Origin of the sequence: Streptosporangium sp. NPDC051023, assembly GCF_040689595.1 — a bacterium.
Lineage (GTDB): Bacteria > Actinomycetota > Actinomycetes > Streptosporangiales > Streptosporangiaceae > Streptosporangium.
Window position 1 is genome coordinate 47515 of the sequence record NZ_JBFBCE010000011.1, and the last position, 17889, is coordinate 65403.

A 17889-nucleotide genomic window follows, 5' to 3' on the forward strand; every position below is an offset into this window, starting at 1 on the left:
CGGTGCGCCGGTCTACTTGGCGGTGAACAGCGAGCGCAGGTGCCTGCCGTTGACGATCACGACGACACCGATCAGGACGAGTCCGCAGACGGCCTGTTCGATCCGCATCCACACCGGCAGGAAACCGGGCAACGAGATGAGGACCGCGACGGCCACCACCATGATGGCCGAGGCGAGCCGCAGCCGGAGGTAGGAGCGGCGGCGGCCTCGGGCCGTACCGACGACGAAGCCGAGCATCACCACGGAGGTGACGGCGACGATCCCGCCGCGGACCCAGACCGCGTCGTTCACCAGCGCGGGGTTGTCGCGCAGCAGGTAGACGGCCACGAGGGTGAGCGCACTGATGAGGACGTAGCCGCCGACGAGCAGCCTCATGCCGCGGAACGCCGTCAGACTGCGCGGATGCTTCAGGGCTTCATCGGATATCACGCTGAGACGCGGAGTCCGGGCGTTCATGATGCTCCTTCTCTTCCCTGTTCCTCATGCCGACGTCGCTTCTCGGACCGACAGGTGTTCCGGGCCATCACTTCTCGGGCCGGCGAGTGTTCCGGGCCTGTCGCTTCTCGGGCCGACCGGTGTTTCAGGGCTTGCGCGCGGACGCCGCCCCCGCTCACCTCCGGCGTGTACTCGCCCTTCCGGCCTTTCGCGGACCCGATGTCCTCAGCGTCGCAACACCGGCCCCGGGCGCACATCGGCCGATCTCATGGATCGGTGGCTGAACCGCCGGATCGGTTGTTCGGCTGAGCCGATCCACCGTTCGGCTGACCGCCAGGCCCTGTCCGGGCTGTCGCCGTGGCGGGGGATGTCACGTGGCGGCGTCCCGAGGAGCCGTGCGTCCGGGGCCAGGGCACTCGCCACGCTGTGCGTCCGGGGTTACGGCGCTTGCTACGCCGTGCGTCCGGGGTTACGGCGCTTGCCACGTGGAGGAAGCCCGCTTCTGCCGGTTTCTCCGATCCCGGGGAAGCTCTTCCTCCACAGGGCGGACGAGGAATCGGAGGTGCCCTTCCCCGACCGCGCCGATCGGGTAGGTGAGGTTGGTCCGCCCACAGGAAGACGGGCTAGCGGACCAGGCCGAACAGCAGGGCGGTCCACATGGCGTCAGCCTCGGCGGTCGGCCAGTGGTCGCTCTCCTCGACCCAGGGGGTTCCCTCTGTCCGTTTCGTGCGGCGGATGAAGCGCAGGCCGTTCGTCTGGCACAGTTCGTAGAAGAGCGATCCGCAGTCGCACGTCCACCGGACGACCCTGACCTTCCCCTCCGAGGCTGGAGCGTTCCATTTCAGTGGCTCGCAATGGGAGCGTGGGGAGGCGACGTGAGGGCTCAGGCAACGGGGTGGGTAGTCCCACTGGATCATTGTCTTACCTTCCCACCAACTGGAACCAGACCACCCGGCCGCCGGGGATCTCCTGCCAGCCCCAGGCGGAGGAGAGCTCCTGGACCAGCCACAGGCCGCGTCCGCCAGGGCTGTCGGCGTCCACCTGGGAGCAGAGGCGTGGCTGGTGGTCGGCTGATCCGGCGTCGGTCACGTCGATGTGGAGCGTTCCATCATGGGTGGCGACGGACACTGTGATCCGTCCGCCGGGGCGGCCCGAGTGGGAGTGGCGTACGGCGTTGCTGACGAGTTCGGTGACGAGGAGGAGGGCGTCGTCGTCGCGGGCGTGGCCGACGGTGTCCAGCAGGTCGCGGACGTAGCGGCGCGCGACGGGGACGGAGGCGACCTCTCCCGGGAGGGCGACCTGTCCGAGCATCCCCAGTGCCTTCATGGTGTGATCCCCTTCCCGATCTTCTCGAAGGCAGTCCGAACGTGATCGACAACCTGGAGTCCCTGGTTGCGGCGTCGGCTCCAGGTGAACACCGAGACGCGGCCGGGGTGGGACGCGGTGCTCCTGAATCGTCCTGACGGCATGAAGATCTCCAGACTCGCCCGCCGCCTGGGGGGAAGCCTGACCGTGGAGTCGAACCCGAGATCGCTCAGCTCCCACGCCAGCTCCACGAGGTGGATTTTCCATCTGTGGTGATCACGCACTTCCGTCCTCCCTCAACCTCGCTGGGGTTCCTGGCTTGGACCGAACGCACCTTCATCACTCTCAATGAGTGATCCGTAACTATCCGTGCTCAGTCTGTATGACCCAGGAGCTCTCTGCAAGGAGAATCGAAATGAACATCGTGCATGTTGATGTGAGGTGGATTGGTGCGGCAGACTGCGACAGGTCGATTACGGAGAGGAGTGAAGTGGGTGCAGAGCGAGGTCCCTCGGTTCGCAGACGTCGTCTTGCGGCGGAGTTGCAGCGCCTCCGCAGAGAAGCCGGGCTGACTCGAGATCAAGTCGCTAAGCATGCCGGATGCTCGCCCGTCACCGTCACGCGGATCGAATCCGCTACGAGCGCTGCCACCGTCGCACTCGTGGCCATGATGCTCGATCTCTATGGCCTTACCGGTGAGCGCCGGGAGGCACTGCTTCAACTCGCGCGCGATGCACGCAAGCGCGGGTGGTGGTACAAGGTCTCTGAGGCGATCCCGGAGTGGGTGCAGAGCTACGTCGGTCTGGAAGAGGAGGCGGCGACCTTTCAGGAGTATCAGCCGGAGTTCATCCCCGGCCTGATTCAAGCCGAAGGCTATGCGCGAGCTGTGATGAGATCGGCGCCCGTGCTGCCTCCCGAGTCAGAGTTGGAACGCCGCCTCGCGATTCGCATGGAGCGGCAACAGCGAGTGCTTGAGCGGGCTCATCCGCCCGAGATGTGGTTCATCCTCAACGAAGCGGTCATCCGCCGTCCGGTCGGGGGAGCGGAGGCGGTGCGAGAGCAGCTTGAGCTGCTGATCCGGCTCTCTGAGCTGAACCACGTCACCCTGCAGATCTTGCCTTTCGCCGCTGGCGTCCACCCGGCGATGGATGGCGGATTCACGATTTTGAGCTTCCCGAAGCCAGCTGATCCTGACACCGTCTACGTGGAGTATTGGCAGGGAAGTGTCTATTTGGAGGATAGATCCGAAGTGGGGGCTTACGTCTTACTCTTCAACCACCTGCGGGCACGAGCTCTCGGCCCGGACCAGACTCGTAGCTTGATCGCGCAGGCTATACGGCAGATATGACTGGATGGAGCAGAGCAGCCATGATGGACTTTTCCTCCGTGATCTGGCGTAAGTCCAGCCGTAGCAACGCCAATGGCGGACAGTGCGTCGAAGTTGGCATCTGGCACAAGAGTTCTCTCAGCGGAAACGGTCAGGACTGTGTCGAGGCCGTCGACAGCCCCCAAGCCGAGATCAGAGCAGACACCGACCGTCTCTTCCTGGTCCGCGACTCCAAGGACTCCGACGGCCCGGTGCTGGCCTTCGCTCCTTCCGAGTGGGCCGATTTCCTCAGTGTCATCAAGGGCGGAGGTTTCGACGGCCTGATCGTACGCCCCAAGGCCTGACCTAATGCGGTGGCAAGGAAGGCGCGTCGGGCTGAAGACCGTTCCCCGACGCCGATTCGCCTCGCCCCACCGCTCGCCGTACGGGCGCCTGAATGATCCCAAACGAGGTGAGGGTGAGTGGTGATCCCGAACCTGGTGAGGACGGGTGCCGAGTACTCCTGGAGGACGGGTGCGGAAGACCCCTGGAGACGGTGAGGGGAAAGCACCGGGTGACGACGAGCACCAGGTGAGGACAGATACCGGGTGAGTTCGGATGCGGTGGGGCAAGCGGTTGTCGCGTGGGTGTGGCGAAGGCCATGATCCTTGTTGTCCGTCACGACGATCGGGCAGGCGGCGCCCGGTTCGCCGGTCCCACACGTCAGTGTCGGGCGGCGGAAGGTGAGACCTTCTCCGGGGCGGAACGGAGCTCCTCTTCGAGCGTGTCGAGGAGTGCCCTGGCGGCCTGGCGGAGCCGTACGCGGCGGGCGTTGAGATCCTCGGCGAACGTCCGGGCCTTCGGCCCCACCCACACCTTCTGGCCGGTGAACTGCCCGTGAGCGGGGTCGAGCGCGGCCTCCAGAATGGCGATCCGTGCCCTGACCTCAGCCAATGTCTGCTCCAACACCTGACGCCGTGGGTTGGGCACCAGGTCCGCCGAGCCAGGATTCATGTATCCCTCTTCGGATGCCGATACATCGGACGGATCTATTGGACATTATTGGATCTACAGCACATCGGCCAGCCCCGGAGGAATTTCATGGGACGTTCTGTACGGCTCGGCGTCGTGGTTTGCGCGGTGGCGTTGCTGGCGGTGTCCGGATGTGCTGACAGCGGCCCCACGGCGGCCGAGGCAGGGGAGACGCTCAAGTCACACATCACCGAGCTGATGAAGCAGCGCCACGCTTTGGACGTCCAAATCACGGATCCTGGTGGACGGGACATCCCCTGCGGCGAGGGCAAAGCCAAGCGAACATTCGCCGCTGTCGGTAGGGATGCGGCAACAGATCGTGAGGCTGACAGCCTCAATACTCTTCTTCTGGGTACCCTTTCCGGAGTAGCCACTTATCGCATTGTCGAAGACCGGGGGAACGCGCCCATCAAGCTTGCCAGCAACGACTACAAGACAAAGATAGTTTTGGAGTCGCCGGGTAATGGACATTATGCGGTCAAGGGGGAAACAGAGTGCCTGTCGGCCTCATGATCTAACTGTCGAAGGCCAGAGCGCGTTCCTGACCACGTCCTTTGCCACCCTCGAACCACCCCGCTGTGTCAGCGGACAGCTTTCCGGGTGCGAGTTCGTCCTTGCCGCCCATGCCATTGGTGGTTGCCCACTTCTCGAAGGCCTCAAGTCCCCGGTTGCCCTCCTTGATCAGCTCGGAGAACGGTTTGAGGTTGCCCTTGGCGTCGGCGATGGGGACGTCGAAGGGGTGGACGGCCTGGAAGTCGGCGGGAGTGATCGTCGGAGCGAAGCCGTTGGCCATGAGGATCTGCGCGTAGGTGTGCTGGCGGCCGAGGGTTTCGACGGAGCTCTGCTTGTTGACCCGGTCCATCCGGGTCTCGTCCCCCTCACCGAAGGCGCCGTCGGCGGAGAGGTAAGTGCTCAGCGCGTACCAGGCGTACTCCGCCACCTTGGTCGGTGCCGCGTACATGCTTACCAGCCCGATGCCTGCGTCGCGGAAGAAGTTCTGCGTGTCCTTCCGCTGTTTGTCGATCATGTCCAGGTTTCCCTGCACCTTTTCGACGGCGGCCAGTTCGAAGCCACGTGCGTTGCCCAGGGCGGTGAACACCTTGTCCGCAAGCTTGGTGTCTCCAGTGCGCCGGGTCGTCGCCAAGGCGTCGGCGATCAGCTGCTGGGAGAAGCGGCCCATCCCTCTGTCGAACGGGGCGAGGTTCTCGGCGGAGTCGGCGAAGGTCTTCAGGAAGCGGTAGGTGTCCTCCGGGCTCAGGGTGAACGCCGAGGTCGTCCCGAGAGCCGAGGTGAACGGCCTCAGGGCGCTGTCCTGGGTCATGTTGGCGTCGCCGATGTTGGCCCCCTCGGTGATCTCGGTGGCGTAGGCGCCGGCCAGCTCCGACATGAAAACCCTGGCCTTCGGCGCGACCTCCATCGGTGTGCCCGGGGAGTCGGCGGTGCCGTCGGTGTCCCTGAGGTTCCCCATGATGAGCATGGTGGTGAAGGCGAACTTCGCGGCCTCGGGGCTGTGCGGGCCCTCCTCGTAGGCTCCGCCTCCGGCGGCGAGCATCCGGCCGAACTCCGCGCTGACATCGAAGTCCAGGCCCGGAGGCCGGCGGAAAGGTAGAGGGGTCTCCGTACGGTTGAGCTCGGTGAACAGGTCCCTGAGCTTCTCGCGCGGCATGGAGTTGAACAGGCCCCTGGCCACCTCGGGGTTGTTCGCCAGGGCGGGCAGGAACGGGACGAGGTCGGTCTTCCAGCGTCGGGGCCGGGTGCTGTCGCCGTCGCCGACCTGTTTTCCCACCTTGTCCTTCACCATCCCGGTGAGCCACGCGGCGGGGAACGTTCCGTACCGGAGCAGAGAGGCCAGCTCGTTGTCCGGGGTCTTCTTGAGGTCGCTCGCCTTCCACGCCGAGCCGAGCAGGCCCGGCTGCTCGCGGACCGCCGTGGCCAGGGCGTTGCCCATGGCCTGCCGGTGCTTCTCGGCCGCCTTCCTGTCGTATCTCTCCAGGCGCTGGATCATGCCGAGCATGCCCTTGGGGCCGAGGACCCGGAAGAACCCGGCGGTGAGGTAGGGGTCCTTCTGTCCGTCGGCGAGCTTGTCGAGGATCCGGTCGTAGGCCGCGTCGGGCAGGCCGAGGGGAGACGGGGGAAGCTGACCGAGCTGGAAGGCGAGGTCGGTGCCCTTCTTGGCGCTGTCGCCCGCCGAGGACTTCCCTGTCTTCTCGTCGTACGGCAGCAGCCCCCATTTGACCGGGTCCTTGAGCCATTCGTCGGTCCACGCCGAGACCTGCTTCGGGAGGCCGGGTACTCCTCCCAGCATGGGGAGGTCCTGGTCGATCGTCTGCAGACGCTCGCGCAGCCTCGGCAGCTCGTCGCCGACCCAGCCCTCGATCTCCTTGATCGGCCGCAGTCCCACCGCCGACACCTCGGCCGTCGCGAGCAGCTGCCGGATCCGCTCGGACTGCTCGCCGATCACGTCACGGCCACGTTCCAGTCCGCTGATGAAACCCCGCATCAGGTCAGGATCGATCCCACTGAAGTCCGGCGACAGAGGCCCCGCTCCCGACGTCATCGGCTCCACCATTCCCCTCGCCCCGTTTTTAGTTATTTCACTCTAGTCCGACAATGAATGCATTAAGCATCGAGAATATGGACTTATCCGACTCTCCTCCCATGGTGAGGACGGAGGCGGAACCGGTGAGGTCTAACAGGGCTTGTCGAGGATGTTCCCGGTGAGCCGCGTGTTGTTCGTGGCGGCCAGACGGGATGCCTCGTCGAAGTCGACGGCGCACACGAATCCTCGGCGCGTGGTGGAGTACGGCTCCGACACCCAGCGTTCCGGGTTCGCCATGCAGGCGGCTTCGCCGTAATCGATGGTGGAGCACGCCAGGCTGTCGATGTGGACTTGTCTCGTCTGGATCGTGGTCTACTCGGTCTCGTAGGCGATGTCGGCTCCGGTGGCACCGCCACCGGTGGGTGCCCGATTCGCCGGTGACAGCGGAGCCATCGTTGACAGCCGGCCGTCTGGGCTATCCGGCACGGCACCACCATGCAGGTCGAGGGCAACTACGTCGACTCGCATGGGGAGTCGGAAATCGGATTCGCCGTTGTGACACATAACGGTACCGAGTCGCATCCGGAACGGCGGATGCCGAGCTGGGCGGACACGATCGACAATCAGTCAATGTGACAGATAATTCATATTCTGTGTCACACTGCCGAGTGTTCCCGGGGGGATCCGCGCGAGGGAGCGGTGGGTCAGCGTGCCGATCAGGTGGCCCTTTTTCGGGAGGCGGTTGGCAGTACACGGGGACGCAGTCGGGTGCGCACACCGTCCATGATGTCGGCGAGCTGGGCGATCTGCTCGTCGGTCAAGAGGTCGATGAGGCCGTCGCGGACCGCCTCCACATGTCCGGGCGCGGTCTTCTCGAGGAGTCGCTGGCCGTCTTCGGTGATGACGACCATGGCCCTGCGTTCGTCGTTGGTGTCGGTTTCGCGGCGTAGCAGTCCGGCCTTCTCCAGCTGGGCCACCTGGTAGCTCAGGCCGCTGCGCGAGGTGATCATCAGGTCGGCGAGCTCGGTGATGCACCGGCGTTGAGGGGCGCACTCGTTGGCCCAGTGCAGGATCTCGTACTGGATCATGGTGAGCCCGGCATCCTCTCGAAGCTGCCGTTCCACGTGGCGCTGGATCAGGCCGGAGGTTTCCAGGAAGCCGGTCCAGGCGCGCATCTGCGTCTCGTTCAACCACCGCGGTTCGCTCATGTCGGGAGCCTACCGGAGTTGCGTCGAATTCGACGCATCCGTACGATCGACTCCGTTGCGCCAATGCGTCGAATTCGACGCATCTCGTGTCGTGCCATCGACGCGCCTCACATCTTGGAAAGGGTCACTCATGAAGATCAGCATCATTGGCAAGGGCAACGTCGGCTCCGCGCTGGAGCGCCGTCTTGCCACGGCCGGGCACACGGTCACCACGGCGAACTCTTCCACCGCTCCGGACCAGGTCGCGGCGCAGGTCGCCGAGGCCGACGTCACCGTGCTGGCCGTGCCGTTCCCCGCCATCGCCCAGATCGACGCCAAGATCAAGACCGCTCTACGGGACAAGGTCGTGATCGATGTCACCAACCCGCTGGCGGCCGACTTCATGTCGCTGACCATCGGGCACACCACCTCGGCGGGGGAGCAGGTCGCCGCCACACTGCCCGGCGCCCGAGTGGTCAAGGCCTTCAACACCGTGTTCGCCGCCACTCTGGACACCTCTGGCCTGTTTTTGCCGGTGGCCTCCGACGATGAGGCCGCCAAGAAGACCGTGCTGGAGTTGGGTGCGCAGCTCGGCTTCGATGCCGTGGACGCCGGTCCGCTGGCCAACGCCCGCTACCTGGAGCCGGCCGTGGAACTGCTGATCCAGCTCGCGTACGGGTTGGGGATGGGCGCAGGCATCGGCTTCACCCTGGCACGGGCATGACGATCTCGACGCGGACGGTGGGATTCCGCTCGGCGGTCATCAGCCCGTACGAGCGGATCTCGTCCCATGCCTTCGGCGAGGAGGCCACCCGGCAGACCTTTGATCCGCCGGCCATCCGTACAACCGCGGCGTGCACCGGAAAGAGTGGGAGATGAGCGATCACGACCTGTCCGGCAGGGTTGCCTTGCTGACCGGGGCATCAGGCGGCATCGGCCAGGCACTGAGTCGGCGCCTCATCGCCGCCGGCGTGAAGACCGCCTTCGTCTACGGTTCACACTCCAGCCCGGCCCACGAGTTGGTCGCCCAGGCCCAGAACGCGAAGGTCGACGCGGTCGCGCTCACCGGCGACCTCGCCGACCCTCATGTCCCGGCCAGACTGCTGAATGAGGCCGCCGATGCGCTCGGCGGCCCCGTCGACATCCTGATCCCCAACGCCGGACATGCGCTCCAGCAGGACTACACCACGCTCGACCTTCAGGCGTGGGACCGCACGCTCGCGATCAACCTGCGCGCCCCTTTCCTGCTGGCCCAGCACGCCCTGCCGGGCATGGCCGCACGCGGGTATGGGCGCGTGCTGTTCATGTCCTCGGTCGCCGCCTTCACCGGCGGCGTCATCGGCCCGGACTACGCCGCCTCCAAGGCCGGACTGCACGGCCTGACCCACTTCCTGGCCGTCCGCGTCGCCGCCCGCGGCGTGACGGTCAACGCCCTGGCGCCCGCTCTGATCGCCGACACGCGCATGCTGCCTGGCAACGCCGATCCCCGCACCTTGCCCGTCGGCCGGTTCGGCCAACCCGAGGAGGTCGCCGACCTGGCGCTGGCCGTCCTGCGCAACGGATATCTCACCAACCAAGTGCTGAGTCTGGACGGCGGCGCCTACCCGCGCTGACCTCTTCCCAATGCTGGCAGGAGTCCCTCATGCCCGTGACCCTGCTCGCCCTTGCGATAAGCGCATTCGGCATCGGAACCACCGAATTCATCATCAACGGCCTGCTGCCCGAGTTGGTCGCCGACTTCGACGTCAGCATTCCGGTCGCCGGGCTGCTGCTCTCGGGATACGCAGCCGGCGCGGTCATCGGCGCCCCCCTCATCGGCGCCTTCAACCTGGCCGACACCCTCGGCTCCCTGCTCGCCGGACTCACTATCGAGGCCGGGCACGGATACGCAGCACCAGCCTGGAGAAGAACCGGGTTGAGCTGTGCTTCACCCCGACCAACGCCTCCTGGGCCAACCCGATAGAAGCGCACTTCGGCCCGCTGCGGCAGTTCACGATCGCGAACTCGAACCACCCGAACCACATGGTGCGGACCCGGGCCATGCACGCCTGCCTACGCTGGAGCAATGCCAACGCCCGCCACCCCGATGTCCTCGCCGCGCAACGCAAGGAACGCGCCCGCATCCGCAGTGAGAAGGGCATCTGCTGGGGCGGACGCCCGCTCGCCAGCGTGGCCTGACGGCACATTCATACACTCATACACTTCGCCTCCGCCCCATCGAAGGATCCAGAGGTCACACTGGTGAACATCCGTAAGACGCATGGCGCTCTGCTGAGCCGGCTGCTGCCTGAAGACGAACCAGATGATCTCGCGGTACGACAAGGGCAATTCCACAACGTAGTCATTGGCTCAGACCGCGTTGTGTGCCTGCCTCGCACCCAGGCGGCGGCTGCCCGGCTGCCCGAGCGCGTGGCCGCACTACGCGCACTCGCCGGGCTCGACCTCGGCTTCCGCACACCCGAACCGCTGTTCCAGGGCGGCGCCCATGACGCCGACGAGGTGCCGTTCCTGGTACTCACCCGCATTCCCGGGGAACCGCTCCGAGCCGACGCACTCAACGATGTCCGGGTGGCCGACACCGTGGCGGCGCAGTATGCAACGCTGCTGGGCGGTCTGGCCCGTGCCGGCATCGACGAGACGGTACGAGCAGTGCTGCCTCAGGCACCGGCAGGCCGGTGGAGACGGTTCGCTGAGAGCGTGCGCGCGGAGCTGTTCCGGCTCATGTCCGACAGTGGGCGCCTACGGGCCGAGCGAGAGCTCGCAGCACTCGATAGCCTTCCCCACCTCACCCGAGCAGTGGTGCATGGCGACCTCGGTGCCGAAAACGTCTTGTGGGAATGGACGCACGGCCTGCCACACCTTGCCGGAGTACTCGACTGGGATGATGTCGCACTCAGCGATCCGGCCGAGGACCTTGCAGCCATCGGCGCCAGCTACGGTGCTGAGCTCCTGGAACGGGTGCTTGCCCTGGGCAGCTTGTCAAACCACGGACTCACCACCCGCATTGCCGCGATCCGCGACACATTCGCTCTACAACAAGCTCTCTACGCCATCCGCGACGGAGACGAAGAAGAACTCGCGGACGGCCTGGCTGACTACCGCTAAGAACTCATAACACGATCATGTTTGAAGCTTTCTCAGCCGTCGCCAGCAGATGAGACAACAGGCAAGCGAGACAAAGGCATCATGCAGTTTGGTATGCCTCGGGTCTCGTGGGGGTGGGTTTCTGGATTTTCATGCCACGATGGTCGCGTTTTCGAACGCTATCGAGGTCGGCATGCCCAAGCTGCTGTGTCGCCGCCGTCGGTTATGTCAGCTCTTCGAAATCGGGACCGAGCCGGTCGGCGGGGAGGTGTCGGAGTGGTTCAGGTCGTGTCTTCTCGTAGTTCCTTGGTGGCCGATCGGTAGGCCTCGCCGACGCGGGTGAGCAGTCCCAGCAGCAGCGGCACCTGTTCCGGCGTGTAGTGCGCTCCGACCGTTTCCAGGTGCCGTCTGGCCGTGTCGCGGGCGGCCTCGTAGTCCCCCAGGCCGTCCTCGATCAGCTCCACGGTGACCATGCGCCGGTCGCGTTCGCCGCGCACCCGCCGTACGTAGCCCGCCTTCTCCAGCCTGTCGACCAGCCGGGTCGTCGAGGCCGACGGCAGCCCGAGCTCCTCGGAGATCGCCCCCACGGTGAGCGGTCCCCGCATCTCCAGCAGGATGACGGCGGCGACGTCGACCGATTGCAGGCCGAGCCGGTTGGCGACCGCCTCGTTGTACAGGAGGGCCGCGATGAGGAACTCGCGGAAGGTGTCCTCTTCCGGATGCTTGGGGGCCACGTTCTCAACCTACTCCAGATCGATATATCTTCATACCGGAGATACTTCGAACTGGAGTAAATATGGAGATCCTTGTCATCGGTGCCGGGGTGGGCGGTCTGGCCGTCGCGCGAGGCCTGCTGGCCGCCGGGCATCGAGTGCGGGTGTTCGAGCAGGCTCCTGCCCGGCGGGTGGGGGGAGCGGGGCTGACCATCTTCAGCAACGGCGCCGCCGTACTGAACGATCTCGGCGTCAGCCTGGAGGGGGTGAGAGGACGCATCGACAGGATCGACGCACTCACCTCCGACGGCCGGCTGCGCACCACCATGAACCTCGTCCACACGGCCGAGCGTTTCGGCTTCGAGACCAGGACGATCGCCCGCCGCGACCTGCTGGATCGTCTGGGCGAGGGGTTGCCCGACGACCTCATCCGCTATGGCATGAGATGCCAGAGCCTGACTCAGGACCGTGACCGGGTCACGGTGACCTTCGACGACGGGACGACGGCCACGGGAGACCTGCTCATCGGAGCCGACGGCCACCACTCGGTGGTACGGCGCCACCTGTGGGGCGAGGGCGTCGTCCGGTCTGCGACCTTCGGCACCTGGCAGGGCCGCAGCCCGGTCGACATCGACCTCACCCGCACGCACCTCCATCTCATGATCACCGGGCGAGAGGGGGCGTGCGGGCTGATCCCGGCCGGGGACGGCATGCTGCAGTGGTGGTTCGACGTGCGCTGGTCACCCACCGACCCACGGCCCGCCGCACCGCTGGCCGAGCTGAGGCGCCGCTTCGGGCACTGGGCGTCACCCGTCCCCGAGGTGCTCGCCGCCGTGTCCGAGGACGACCTCGGCTTCTTCGGGCACCACTGGAACAAGGTCCGCCAGGTCTGGGGAGAGGGCCGCGTCACCCTGATCGGCGACGCCGCCCACACCATGCCCCCCACCCTGGGGCAGGGCGCCAACCAGACCCTTGAGGACGTGTGGGTGCTCGGACGCGAGCTCGCCAAGGGCGGCGATCCGGCGGTACGGCTGCGCGCCTACGAGAAGGCCCGCTACCCGCGCGTGTCCCTGGTCTCTCGGCTGGCCAGGCGCAGTCCCGCCAACTGGCGCATCCCACCGCTGATCGGCCGCCTGTTCCCCGAGACCTCCCAGACCAGCATGCTCGCCCGCTACAGCAACCGCCTCAGCGCGGCGGCCGGGTGACCACTCCGGCCGCGGCTCTCAAGAAACCTCCCGCCGTTCGTGCGGGGTACCAAAGTAGATGATCCCCCGGCCGGGGCCTGTCAGCTGTCGCTGCGGGGGCGCGGGCCGTCGATCATCTGGTCATCTCGACGCGACCCGGCGCCGGGCGCCAGAGCTTCCGCCTGACCTGAAAGCGTTCGTCTCCCCGGAACGTCGCGGCGGGCCAAGTCGCGATCACGACCATGCGACCGGGAGTGCGGGTGAGCCTGAGCGGCTTCGTCCAGCACCGCCAAGAGAGTCTTGGCGGTGCTGGAGGTCGCCCGTACCGCGGATTCCCGTGACTGCGTGATGCCTGATGCGCGCCCGGGATCGGGGGAGATCGAGAGGCGATCCCAGCCGCCGATGCCCGGGCGGGCGTGGGCGTCAGACCTGGCTGTTGTCCTTGAGCGTGCCCCAGCCATGCCAGCGGTCGATCTCGATCCAGGCGCTGACCCGGCCGCGGTCGCGCCGTGGATACTTCTGCCCGCCGTACTGCTGGGACAGCCTGTCGATGTCGGTCAGATCCTCGTCGTCGCGGATTTCGGCGACGTGCCCGATGATGCTGACGTGGGTGTACCAGTTGCCCTCGTCGATCACGGTGAGGGTGACCCGGGGGTCGTTGCGTAGGTAGCTCAGCCGTTTGCGGCCCTCGTCCATGTTGACCAGGATCCGGCCGTCGTCCCAGAGGTACCAGGTGGCCGTGGACACCGGCTGGCCGTCGGGCTGAAGCGTCGTGATGACGGCGGGATTCGGTTTCCTCAACATGGCGACTGCTTCCTCGGGAAGCGGCGGCTTCGACATGATCTCTCCTCTTCGCGTCGGCGTCCCTGTGGTGGAGGTGGCGCATGTGGTTCACGAGACGTATGCCCACGGTGTCACATCTCACGTGGTGCCGATTCCCGACCCTCCGTACGCGGCTCGTTCCATGCCCCGCCCGTCCTCAGGAGCCAGGCCTGGACGACGAGAGCGGCCGTGGGCTCTGCCTCGTCGAACTGCTCGCGAACTGGGGTTACCGCCGGCCGATGTCGAGCGGAAAGCACCTGTGGTGCACGCCGGTCACCTCGTCGGTGTTCCCCGAGGGGCGGCTGGACGTCGTCGGCGGCTCGCTGGTCGATCCGAGCCGTACGGTGGCGCCGTGACGGTCCGCGAGGTCCGTGACCACCTGGACGACGGGCTGGCCGCCTGACGGCGAGCGGCTCGGGATGCGGCAATCTGCTGACAGTGCCATAGCTGGATGTAATGATTGCTTCGCTTTATGTCATCATCTTTTTCTGGCGGCGAAGCCCGGTGTTCAGAGCGGAAGCAACCGGCAGGAATTACGGAGAAACACTCAAAGCGGAGTTCTTGGAGGCGAGAGGCGGTCTCCGGCGGCCCAAGCTGAAACCGTGAGGCGCAGACCGTCCAATGCCTGACGGGTCGGGGGAGATTTGCGATGATGGCCAGGCGGGGGGCTGGTTCGCCGAGTACGGGAGGGAGAAGCGGTGGTCTACGATCCGAAGCTGGCCGCGGCGCTGTCAGGCGCCACGCTTCGCCAGCTCGCGCACTGGCGCACCGCCCGGGCCAGCCGGGGTGCGGTGCTGATCCCGGAGGTCTCCGGTACGCGACCGGTCCTCTATTCCTTCCGAGACGTGGTGGCGCTGAGGACCTGTGTCAAGCTGCGCAACCACGCCTCACTGCAGAAGATCAGACGGGCGCTCGACACGCTTCGCGACGATCTGAAGGAGCGGGACCATCTGTCGTCCTACACCCTGGTCGCCGACGAAGGCACCATCTATCTGGCCGCTTCCGATCAGGCCGTCGATCTGGTCCAGAAGAAGGCCAACGTCGTCATTCACGAGATGGTCGACGTCCTGCAGCCGTTCTACCGCGACGGCAGACACATCCCGTCGTTGCTGCAGCCTCGTGCTCATGTGATGGTGGATCCGGCGGTTCGCGGCGGGGTGCCGGTGATCGAGGGCACGCGCGTTCCCTACGACGAGGTCGCCGCTCTGCTCAGAGACGGAGTCTCGCCGGAGCGGATCTCTGACTACTATCCGAGCGTCACGGCCACCGCGGCCCTGGACGCCGTTGATTTCGCCGACTACGTCGACAGTTACGATCCCGATCCCCCCTGGGAGCCGCGTGAGGCTGCTGCTGGATGAGAACGTCTCCAGACCTCTCCATCAGGCCATCAAGGCCTTTGTGCTGAATCACGAGATCGTTCACCTGCTCGATCTCGATCGCTGGTCCGGGACCAAGGACGAGAATCTCTATCCTCGGGCGATAGACGAGGGATTCCACGTCATCCTGACCAATGACGCCCGGCAGATGCAGCGTCCCAGAGAGGTGGCGGCGATCGCCGCCTCCGGGCTGCACCGGATCGAGTATCCCCACAGACATCCGGGGCTGGCCGGAGTCGGGCTCGCGATCGCCACGGTCGCCGCCGGTCTTCCCGCTGCCTTGGAACTTCTCGCCGGGGCGGACGGGCAACGTCTGGTGACACTGCGCGGCATCGACCCGACTCCGGCCAGCCGCCTTCGTGTTGTGGACCCGGCCGTTTCCCCGCCCAAATACTGGCCGGATTCGGCGTAGTCCTTGTCCGTCCGTTCCACCATCATCACAGCGTGCTCTGGCACGCGTGGTGAAGGTGAGCCACAAGGCGCCGCTCGTTCTCTCGTCTCGAGGCCTCTTGTAAGTCACCGCGGGTACCTCGGGCTGGGGCAGGCGGGCTCAGCGGTTTCTTCGGGGGGTGCCGAAGTGTTCCTGGCCCAGGACGGCGAGCAGTTGCAGCTTCTCGTAGCCCTCGGTGCGTGGAGGCGCGGTGAGCACGAGCAGTGTCTGGGACTGGTCCTCGGTGAACAGCGCCTGGCAGTCCAGCTCGATCGGGCCGAGTTCGGGATGGATCAGCGTCTTGTGGTCCTCGAAGCGCTTGGCGACCTCGTGCAGGTCCCACAGCTCGGCGAACTCCGTGCTCGCCTTCTGCAGGGCCCGGACGAGTTCACCGGCCCGGGACAGGGGGCCCATCGATCCGTAGGCGGCCCGCAGGTTCGCGACCTGGGCGCGGCTCTGCCTGTCGCGGTCGTCCTCGGGGTAGCGCAGCCGCTCGGAGGGGACGGTGAACCAACGGTGGATCTCGCTGCGGGCGAGGCCCGTGTAGCCGGACTTGTCGCCGAACAGGGCGTCGGCCATCCGGTTCTGCACCAGCGTCTCGCCCAGGTTGGACAGAATGAGCGCCGGGGTGTCGTCGAGGCGGTCGAGCACCCGCAGCAGCGCGGGGGCGACGTGTGTCGCGGCCGTCACCGACACCGGAGGGTTGTGCCCCGCCATCTGGAACAGATAGTCGCGCTCGTCGCCCGTCAGCCGTAGCGCACGGGCGAGCGAGGTGAGCATCTGCTCGCTGGGCTGGGGACCGCGCTGCTGTTCGAGCCGTGTGTAGTAGTCGGCCGACATCGCGGCGAGGGCCGCCACCTCTTCGCGCCGCAGGCCCGGGGCTCGGCGGCGCGCGCCGGCCGGGAGGCCGACGTCCTGCGGCTGCAGCGTCTCACGGCGGCGGCGCAGGAAGTCGGCGAGCGCGCTGCGGTCCATGGATTCAGTATCCGCCCCGCGCCCAGGGGCCGACGACCGGGAACCAGGGATCGCCGATCCCCCGATAGGCGCTCTCTGCACACGCCGCGGCCCACGGCTCAGGCTGGACCTGTGAACATCTCAGGAAACACCGTCTTCATTCCGGGCTCCACGGGCGGCATCGGTCTCGCTCTCGCTCTGGAACTGGAGGCCAAGGGGAATCGGGTCATCGTCGGTGGCCGGCGGGCCGACGTGCTGGAGCGGATCGCCGCCGAGCACCCTGGTCTCGGAACCGTACGGATCGACACGAGCGATCCCGCGAGCATCGACTCCGCCGCGAAGGAGGTACTGGTCAGGTACCCGGATCTCAACGTCCTCGTCACGATGGCCGGCATCATGCGCATTGAGGACTGGCACAGGCCCGAGTCGTTTCTCGCCTCGGCCGAGTCGGTCATCACGACCAACCTGCTCGGCCCGATCCGCCTCATCGCCGCGTTCGTCGAGCACCTGCAGAAGCAGCCGGACGCCACCATCGTCACGGTCTCCTCGGGCCTGGCGTTCGCACCGCTCAAGGTCACGCCCAGCTACAACGCGTCGAAGGCCGCGATCCACATGCTCAGCGAGTCGATCCGGCTGCAACTCGCCGACACGAGCGTGAAGATCGTGGAGCTCGAACCGCCGTCCGTCCGCACCTCGCTGTTGCCCGGCCAGGAGGACAGCGAGTTCGCGATGCCGCTGGAGAAGTTCGTGGCGGAGGTCGTCGCACTGCTCCAGGCCCAGCCCGACGCGAAGGAGATCCAGGTCGAGCGGGTGAAGTTCCTGCGGTACGGCGAGGCGCGCGGCGACTACGACCAGGTCGTCGAGACGCTCAACGCGTCCGACCCGCACGGCGAATAGCCGAACACGGACCATCGGCGCGAGCGTCGACTCGGTGGTCAGCGCCGATTCTCAAGCCGTCGGCATCGATTTACCGTGATCTCGGCGTCGATGTGAGGGGACGTCGGGTCAGGTGTCGCCGATTCGTTCCAGGGGGTCGAGGAGGAGCCAGAAGCCGTTCTGGCCGGTTTCCGCGAGCACCGTCTGCCGTCCGGTGTCGGTTTCGTGTGAGCGGAACTCCAGGGAGATCAGCTCGCCGTCGCCGGCTTCGTCGGTGTCCGTCAGGTCGTCGTTCTTGTCGGTGTCCGTCAGCCGGATCCACAGGCACGCCCGGCCCGGCATGCGCCACCGGAACTCCAGGGTCTCCGGGCCGAAGACCACCGAGTGGGTGTGAAGCAGGCCCGTGCCGTCCGGGGCGAACACCACCTCGTCGCAGGCCAGCACGGTCGCGGTGCCGCCCGCCGTACGCCACCGCCCGACCGGCCCCCGGTCCAGGACGCCGTCCGTGTCCGTCGTTCCCGTGTCCATGTGTCGCATGATCCCGGATCTCATCATGGTCGATGCCACGAGGCATCGCGAGCTCGCCGACGACGTCGGTCACTGCTGATCATGGTCTGTCCGGGACGCGGGGACAGTGTTGTGGTCC

Annotated in this window: 23 protein-coding genes and 2 pseudogenes; 12 read left to right on the forward strand and 13 right to left on the reverse strand. The window is 66.4% G+C overall.

The annotated features are described in order from the left end of the window. Positions 1–12: 12 nt before the first annotated feature. The 4 genes from AB0395_RS09815 to AB0395_RS09830 form a co-directional block, all read right to left on the reverse strand. Complete coding sequence (locus AB0395_RS09815; protein ID WP_366278750.1) at positions 13–456, reverse strand: hypothetical protein; 444 nt, start codon at positions 454–456, stop codon at positions 13–15. 602 nt (positions 457–1058) lie between these two features. Next, positions 1059–1352 (reverse strand): hypothetical protein, encoded by a 294-nt coding sequence (locus AB0395_RS09820; RefSeq protein WP_366278752.1) that lies wholly within the window; start codon positions 1350–1352, stop codon positions 1059–1061. Positions 1353–1356: 4 nt separating this feature from the next. Beyond that, the gene (locus AB0395_RS09825; RefSeq protein ID WP_366278754.1) at positions 1357–1761 is read right to left on the reverse strand and encodes an ATP-binding protein; all 405 of its coding nucleotides are present in this window, start codon (positions 1759–1761) and stop codon (positions 1357–1359) included. Continuing rightward, on the reverse strand, positions 1758–2024 hold the full coding sequence (locus tag AB0395_RS09830; RefSeq protein WP_366278755.1) for a hypothetical protein: 267 nt from the start codon (positions 2022–2024) through the stop codon (positions 1758–1760). The genes AB0395_RS09825 and AB0395_RS09830 overlap by 4 nt, the downstream gene beginning before the upstream one ends. Before the next feature lie 131 nt (positions 2025–2155). Here AB0395_RS09830 and AB0395_RS09835 point away from each other — a divergent pair, with 131 nt between their 5' ends. Both AB0395_RS09835 and AB0395_RS09840 read left to right on the forward strand, forming a co-directional pair. Further along, positions 2156–3088, forward strand: a complete 933-nt coding sequence (locus AB0395_RS09835; RefSeq protein ID WP_366278756.1) for a helix-turn-helix transcriptional regulator — start codon at positions 2156–2158, stop codon at positions 3086–3088. 38 nt (positions 3089–3126) lie between these two features. Further along, a complete protein-coding gene (locus AB0395_RS09840; protein ID WP_366278758.1) occupies positions 3127–3411 on the forward strand; it encodes a DUF397 domain-containing protein in 285 nt (94 codons plus the stop codon). Positions 3412–3769: 358 nt separating this feature from the next. On the opposite strand, the gene AB0395_RS09845 is transcribed toward AB0395_RS09840, so the two are convergent. Beyond that, complete coding sequence (locus tag AB0395_RS09845; protein WP_366278759.1) at positions 3770–4060, reverse strand: hypothetical protein; 291 nt, start codon at positions 4058–4060, stop codon at positions 3770–3772. Positions 4061–4147: 87 nt separating this feature from the next. Between AB0395_RS09845 and AB0395_RS09850 the strand changes: the two genes are divergently transcribed. Next, positions 4148–4591 (forward strand): hypothetical protein, encoded by a 444-nt coding sequence (locus AB0395_RS09850; RefSeq protein WP_366278760.1) that lies wholly within the window; start codon positions 4148–4150, stop codon positions 4589–4591. Position 4592: 1 nt separating this feature from the next. On the opposite strand, the gene AB0395_RS09855 is transcribed toward AB0395_RS09850, so the two are convergent. The 3 genes from AB0395_RS09855 to AB0395_RS09865 form a co-directional block, all read right to left on the reverse strand. Continuing rightward, entirely contained in the window at positions 4593–6578 is a 1986-nt protein-coding gene (locus AB0395_RS09855; RefSeq protein ID WP_366278762.1) for a hypothetical protein, read from the reverse strand. Positions 6579–6767: 189 nt separating this feature from the next. Further along, positions 6768–6914: a hypothetical protein gene (locus AB0395_RS09860; protein WP_366278764.1), complete on the reverse strand. Its 147-nt coding sequence runs from the start codon at positions 6912–6914 to the stop codon at positions 6768–6770. A 419-nt stretch (positions 6915–7333) separates the two neighbouring features. Next, positions 7334–7825 (reverse strand): MarR family winged helix-turn-helix transcriptional regulator, encoded by a 492-nt coding sequence (locus tag AB0395_RS09865; protein ID WP_366278766.1) that lies wholly within the window; start codon positions 7823–7825, stop codon positions 7334–7336. A gap of 130 nt (positions 7826–7955) precedes the next feature. Here AB0395_RS09865 and AB0395_RS09870 point away from each other — a divergent pair, with 130 nt between their 5' ends. Beyond that, a complete protein-coding gene (locus AB0395_RS09870) occupies positions 7956–8528 on the forward strand; it encodes an NADPH-dependent F420 reductase (RefSeq protein WP_366278768.1) in 573 nt (190 codons plus the stop codon). Here the strand turns inward: AB0395_RS09870 and AB0395_RS09875 are convergent. Continuing rightward, positions 8509–8643, reverse strand: a complete 135-nt coding sequence (locus tag AB0395_RS09875) for a hypothetical protein (protein ID WP_366278769.1) — start codon at positions 8641–8643, stop codon at positions 8509–8511. The genes AB0395_RS09870 and AB0395_RS09875 overlap by 20 nt on opposite strands. Before the next feature lie 36 nt (positions 8644–8679). On the opposite strand from AB0395_RS09875, the gene AB0395_RS09880 reads away from it, so the two are divergent. The 4 genes and pseudogenes from AB0395_RS09880 to vph all read left to right on the forward strand — a co-directional run bounded on the left by AB0395_RS09880 (position 8680) and on the right by vph (position 10909). Then, entirely contained in the window at positions 8680–9417 is a 738-nt protein-coding gene (locus AB0395_RS09880; RefSeq protein WP_366278771.1) for an SDR family NAD(P)-dependent oxidoreductase, read from the forward strand. A 29-nt stretch (positions 9418–9446) separates the two neighbouring features. Then, a pseudogene (locus AB0395_RS09885) lies at positions 9447–9626 on the forward strand (MFS transporter); the annotation flags it as partial. Between the two features lie 74 nt (positions 9627–9700). Continuing rightward, a pseudogene (locus tag AB0395_RS09890) lies at positions 9701–9982 on the forward strand (IS630 family transposase); the annotation flags it as partial. 63 nt (positions 9983–10045) lie between these two features. Further along, positions 10046–10909, forward strand: a complete 864-nt coding sequence (gene vph, locus AB0395_RS09895; protein WP_366278772.1) for a viomycin phosphotransferase — start codon at positions 10046–10048, stop codon at positions 10907–10909. 260 nt (positions 10910–11169) lie between these two features. On the opposite strand, the gene AB0395_RS09900 is transcribed toward vph, so the two are convergent. Then, positions 11170–11622 (reverse strand): MarR family transcriptional regulator, encoded by a 453-nt coding sequence (locus AB0395_RS09900; protein ID WP_366278773.1) that lies wholly within the window; start codon positions 11620–11622, stop codon positions 11170–11172. 62 nt (positions 11623–11684) lie between these two features. Between AB0395_RS09900 and AB0395_RS09905 the strand changes: the two genes are divergently transcribed. Next, positions 11685–12806 carry an FAD-dependent monooxygenase gene (locus tag AB0395_RS09905; protein WP_366278774.1) on the forward strand — a complete coding sequence of 374 codons (1122 nt, stop codon included), beginning with the start codon at positions 11685–11687 and terminating at the stop codon, positions 12804–12806. Between the two features lie 402 nt (positions 12807–13208). Here AB0395_RS09905 and AB0395_RS09910 read toward each other — a convergent pair whose 3' ends face one another. Continuing rightward, positions 13209–13625 carry a PPOX class F420-dependent oxidoreductase gene (locus tag AB0395_RS09910; RefSeq protein WP_366278776.1) on the reverse strand — a complete coding sequence of 139 codons (417 nt, stop codon included), beginning with the start codon at positions 13623–13625 and terminating at the stop codon, positions 13209–13211. A gap of 680 nt (positions 13626–14305) precedes the next feature. Here AB0395_RS09910 and AB0395_RS09915 point away from each other — a divergent pair. Both AB0395_RS09915 and AB0395_RS09920 read left to right on the forward strand, forming a co-directional pair. Next, complete coding sequence (locus tag AB0395_RS09915) at positions 14306–14965, forward strand: DUF433 domain-containing protein (RefSeq protein ID WP_366278777.1); 660 nt, start codon at positions 14306–14308, stop codon at positions 14963–14965. Next, complete coding sequence (locus AB0395_RS09920) at positions 14946–15395, forward strand: DUF5615 family PIN-like protein (RefSeq protein WP_366278778.1); 450 nt, start codon at positions 14946–14948, stop codon at positions 15393–15395. Before AB0395_RS09915 ends, AB0395_RS09920 begins: the two co-directional genes overlap by 20 nt. A 138-nt stretch (positions 15396–15533) precedes the next feature. Here the strand turns inward: AB0395_RS09920 and AB0395_RS09925 are convergent, their stop codons facing one another. After that, positions 15534–16388 (reverse strand): helix-turn-helix transcriptional regulator, encoded by an 855-nt coding sequence (locus AB0395_RS09925; protein ID WP_366278779.1) that lies wholly within the window; start codon positions 16386–16388, stop codon positions 15534–15536. Positions 16389–16499: 111 nt separating this feature from the next. On the opposite strand from AB0395_RS09925, the gene AB0395_RS09930 reads away from it, so the two are divergent. Then, positions 16500–17264, forward strand: a complete 765-nt coding sequence (locus tag AB0395_RS09930; RefSeq protein WP_366278780.1) for an SDR family NAD(P)-dependent oxidoreductase — start codon at positions 16500–16502, stop codon at positions 17262–17264. A 108-nt stretch (positions 17265–17372) separates the two neighbouring features. Here AB0395_RS09930 and AB0395_RS09935 read toward each other — a convergent pair whose 3' ends face one another. Next, the gene (locus tag AB0395_RS09935; protein WP_366278782.1) at positions 17373–17771 is read right to left on the reverse strand and encodes a hypothetical protein; all 399 of its coding nucleotides are present in this window, start codon (positions 17769–17771) and stop codon (positions 17373–17375) included. Positions 17772–17889: the final 118 nt, after the last annotated feature.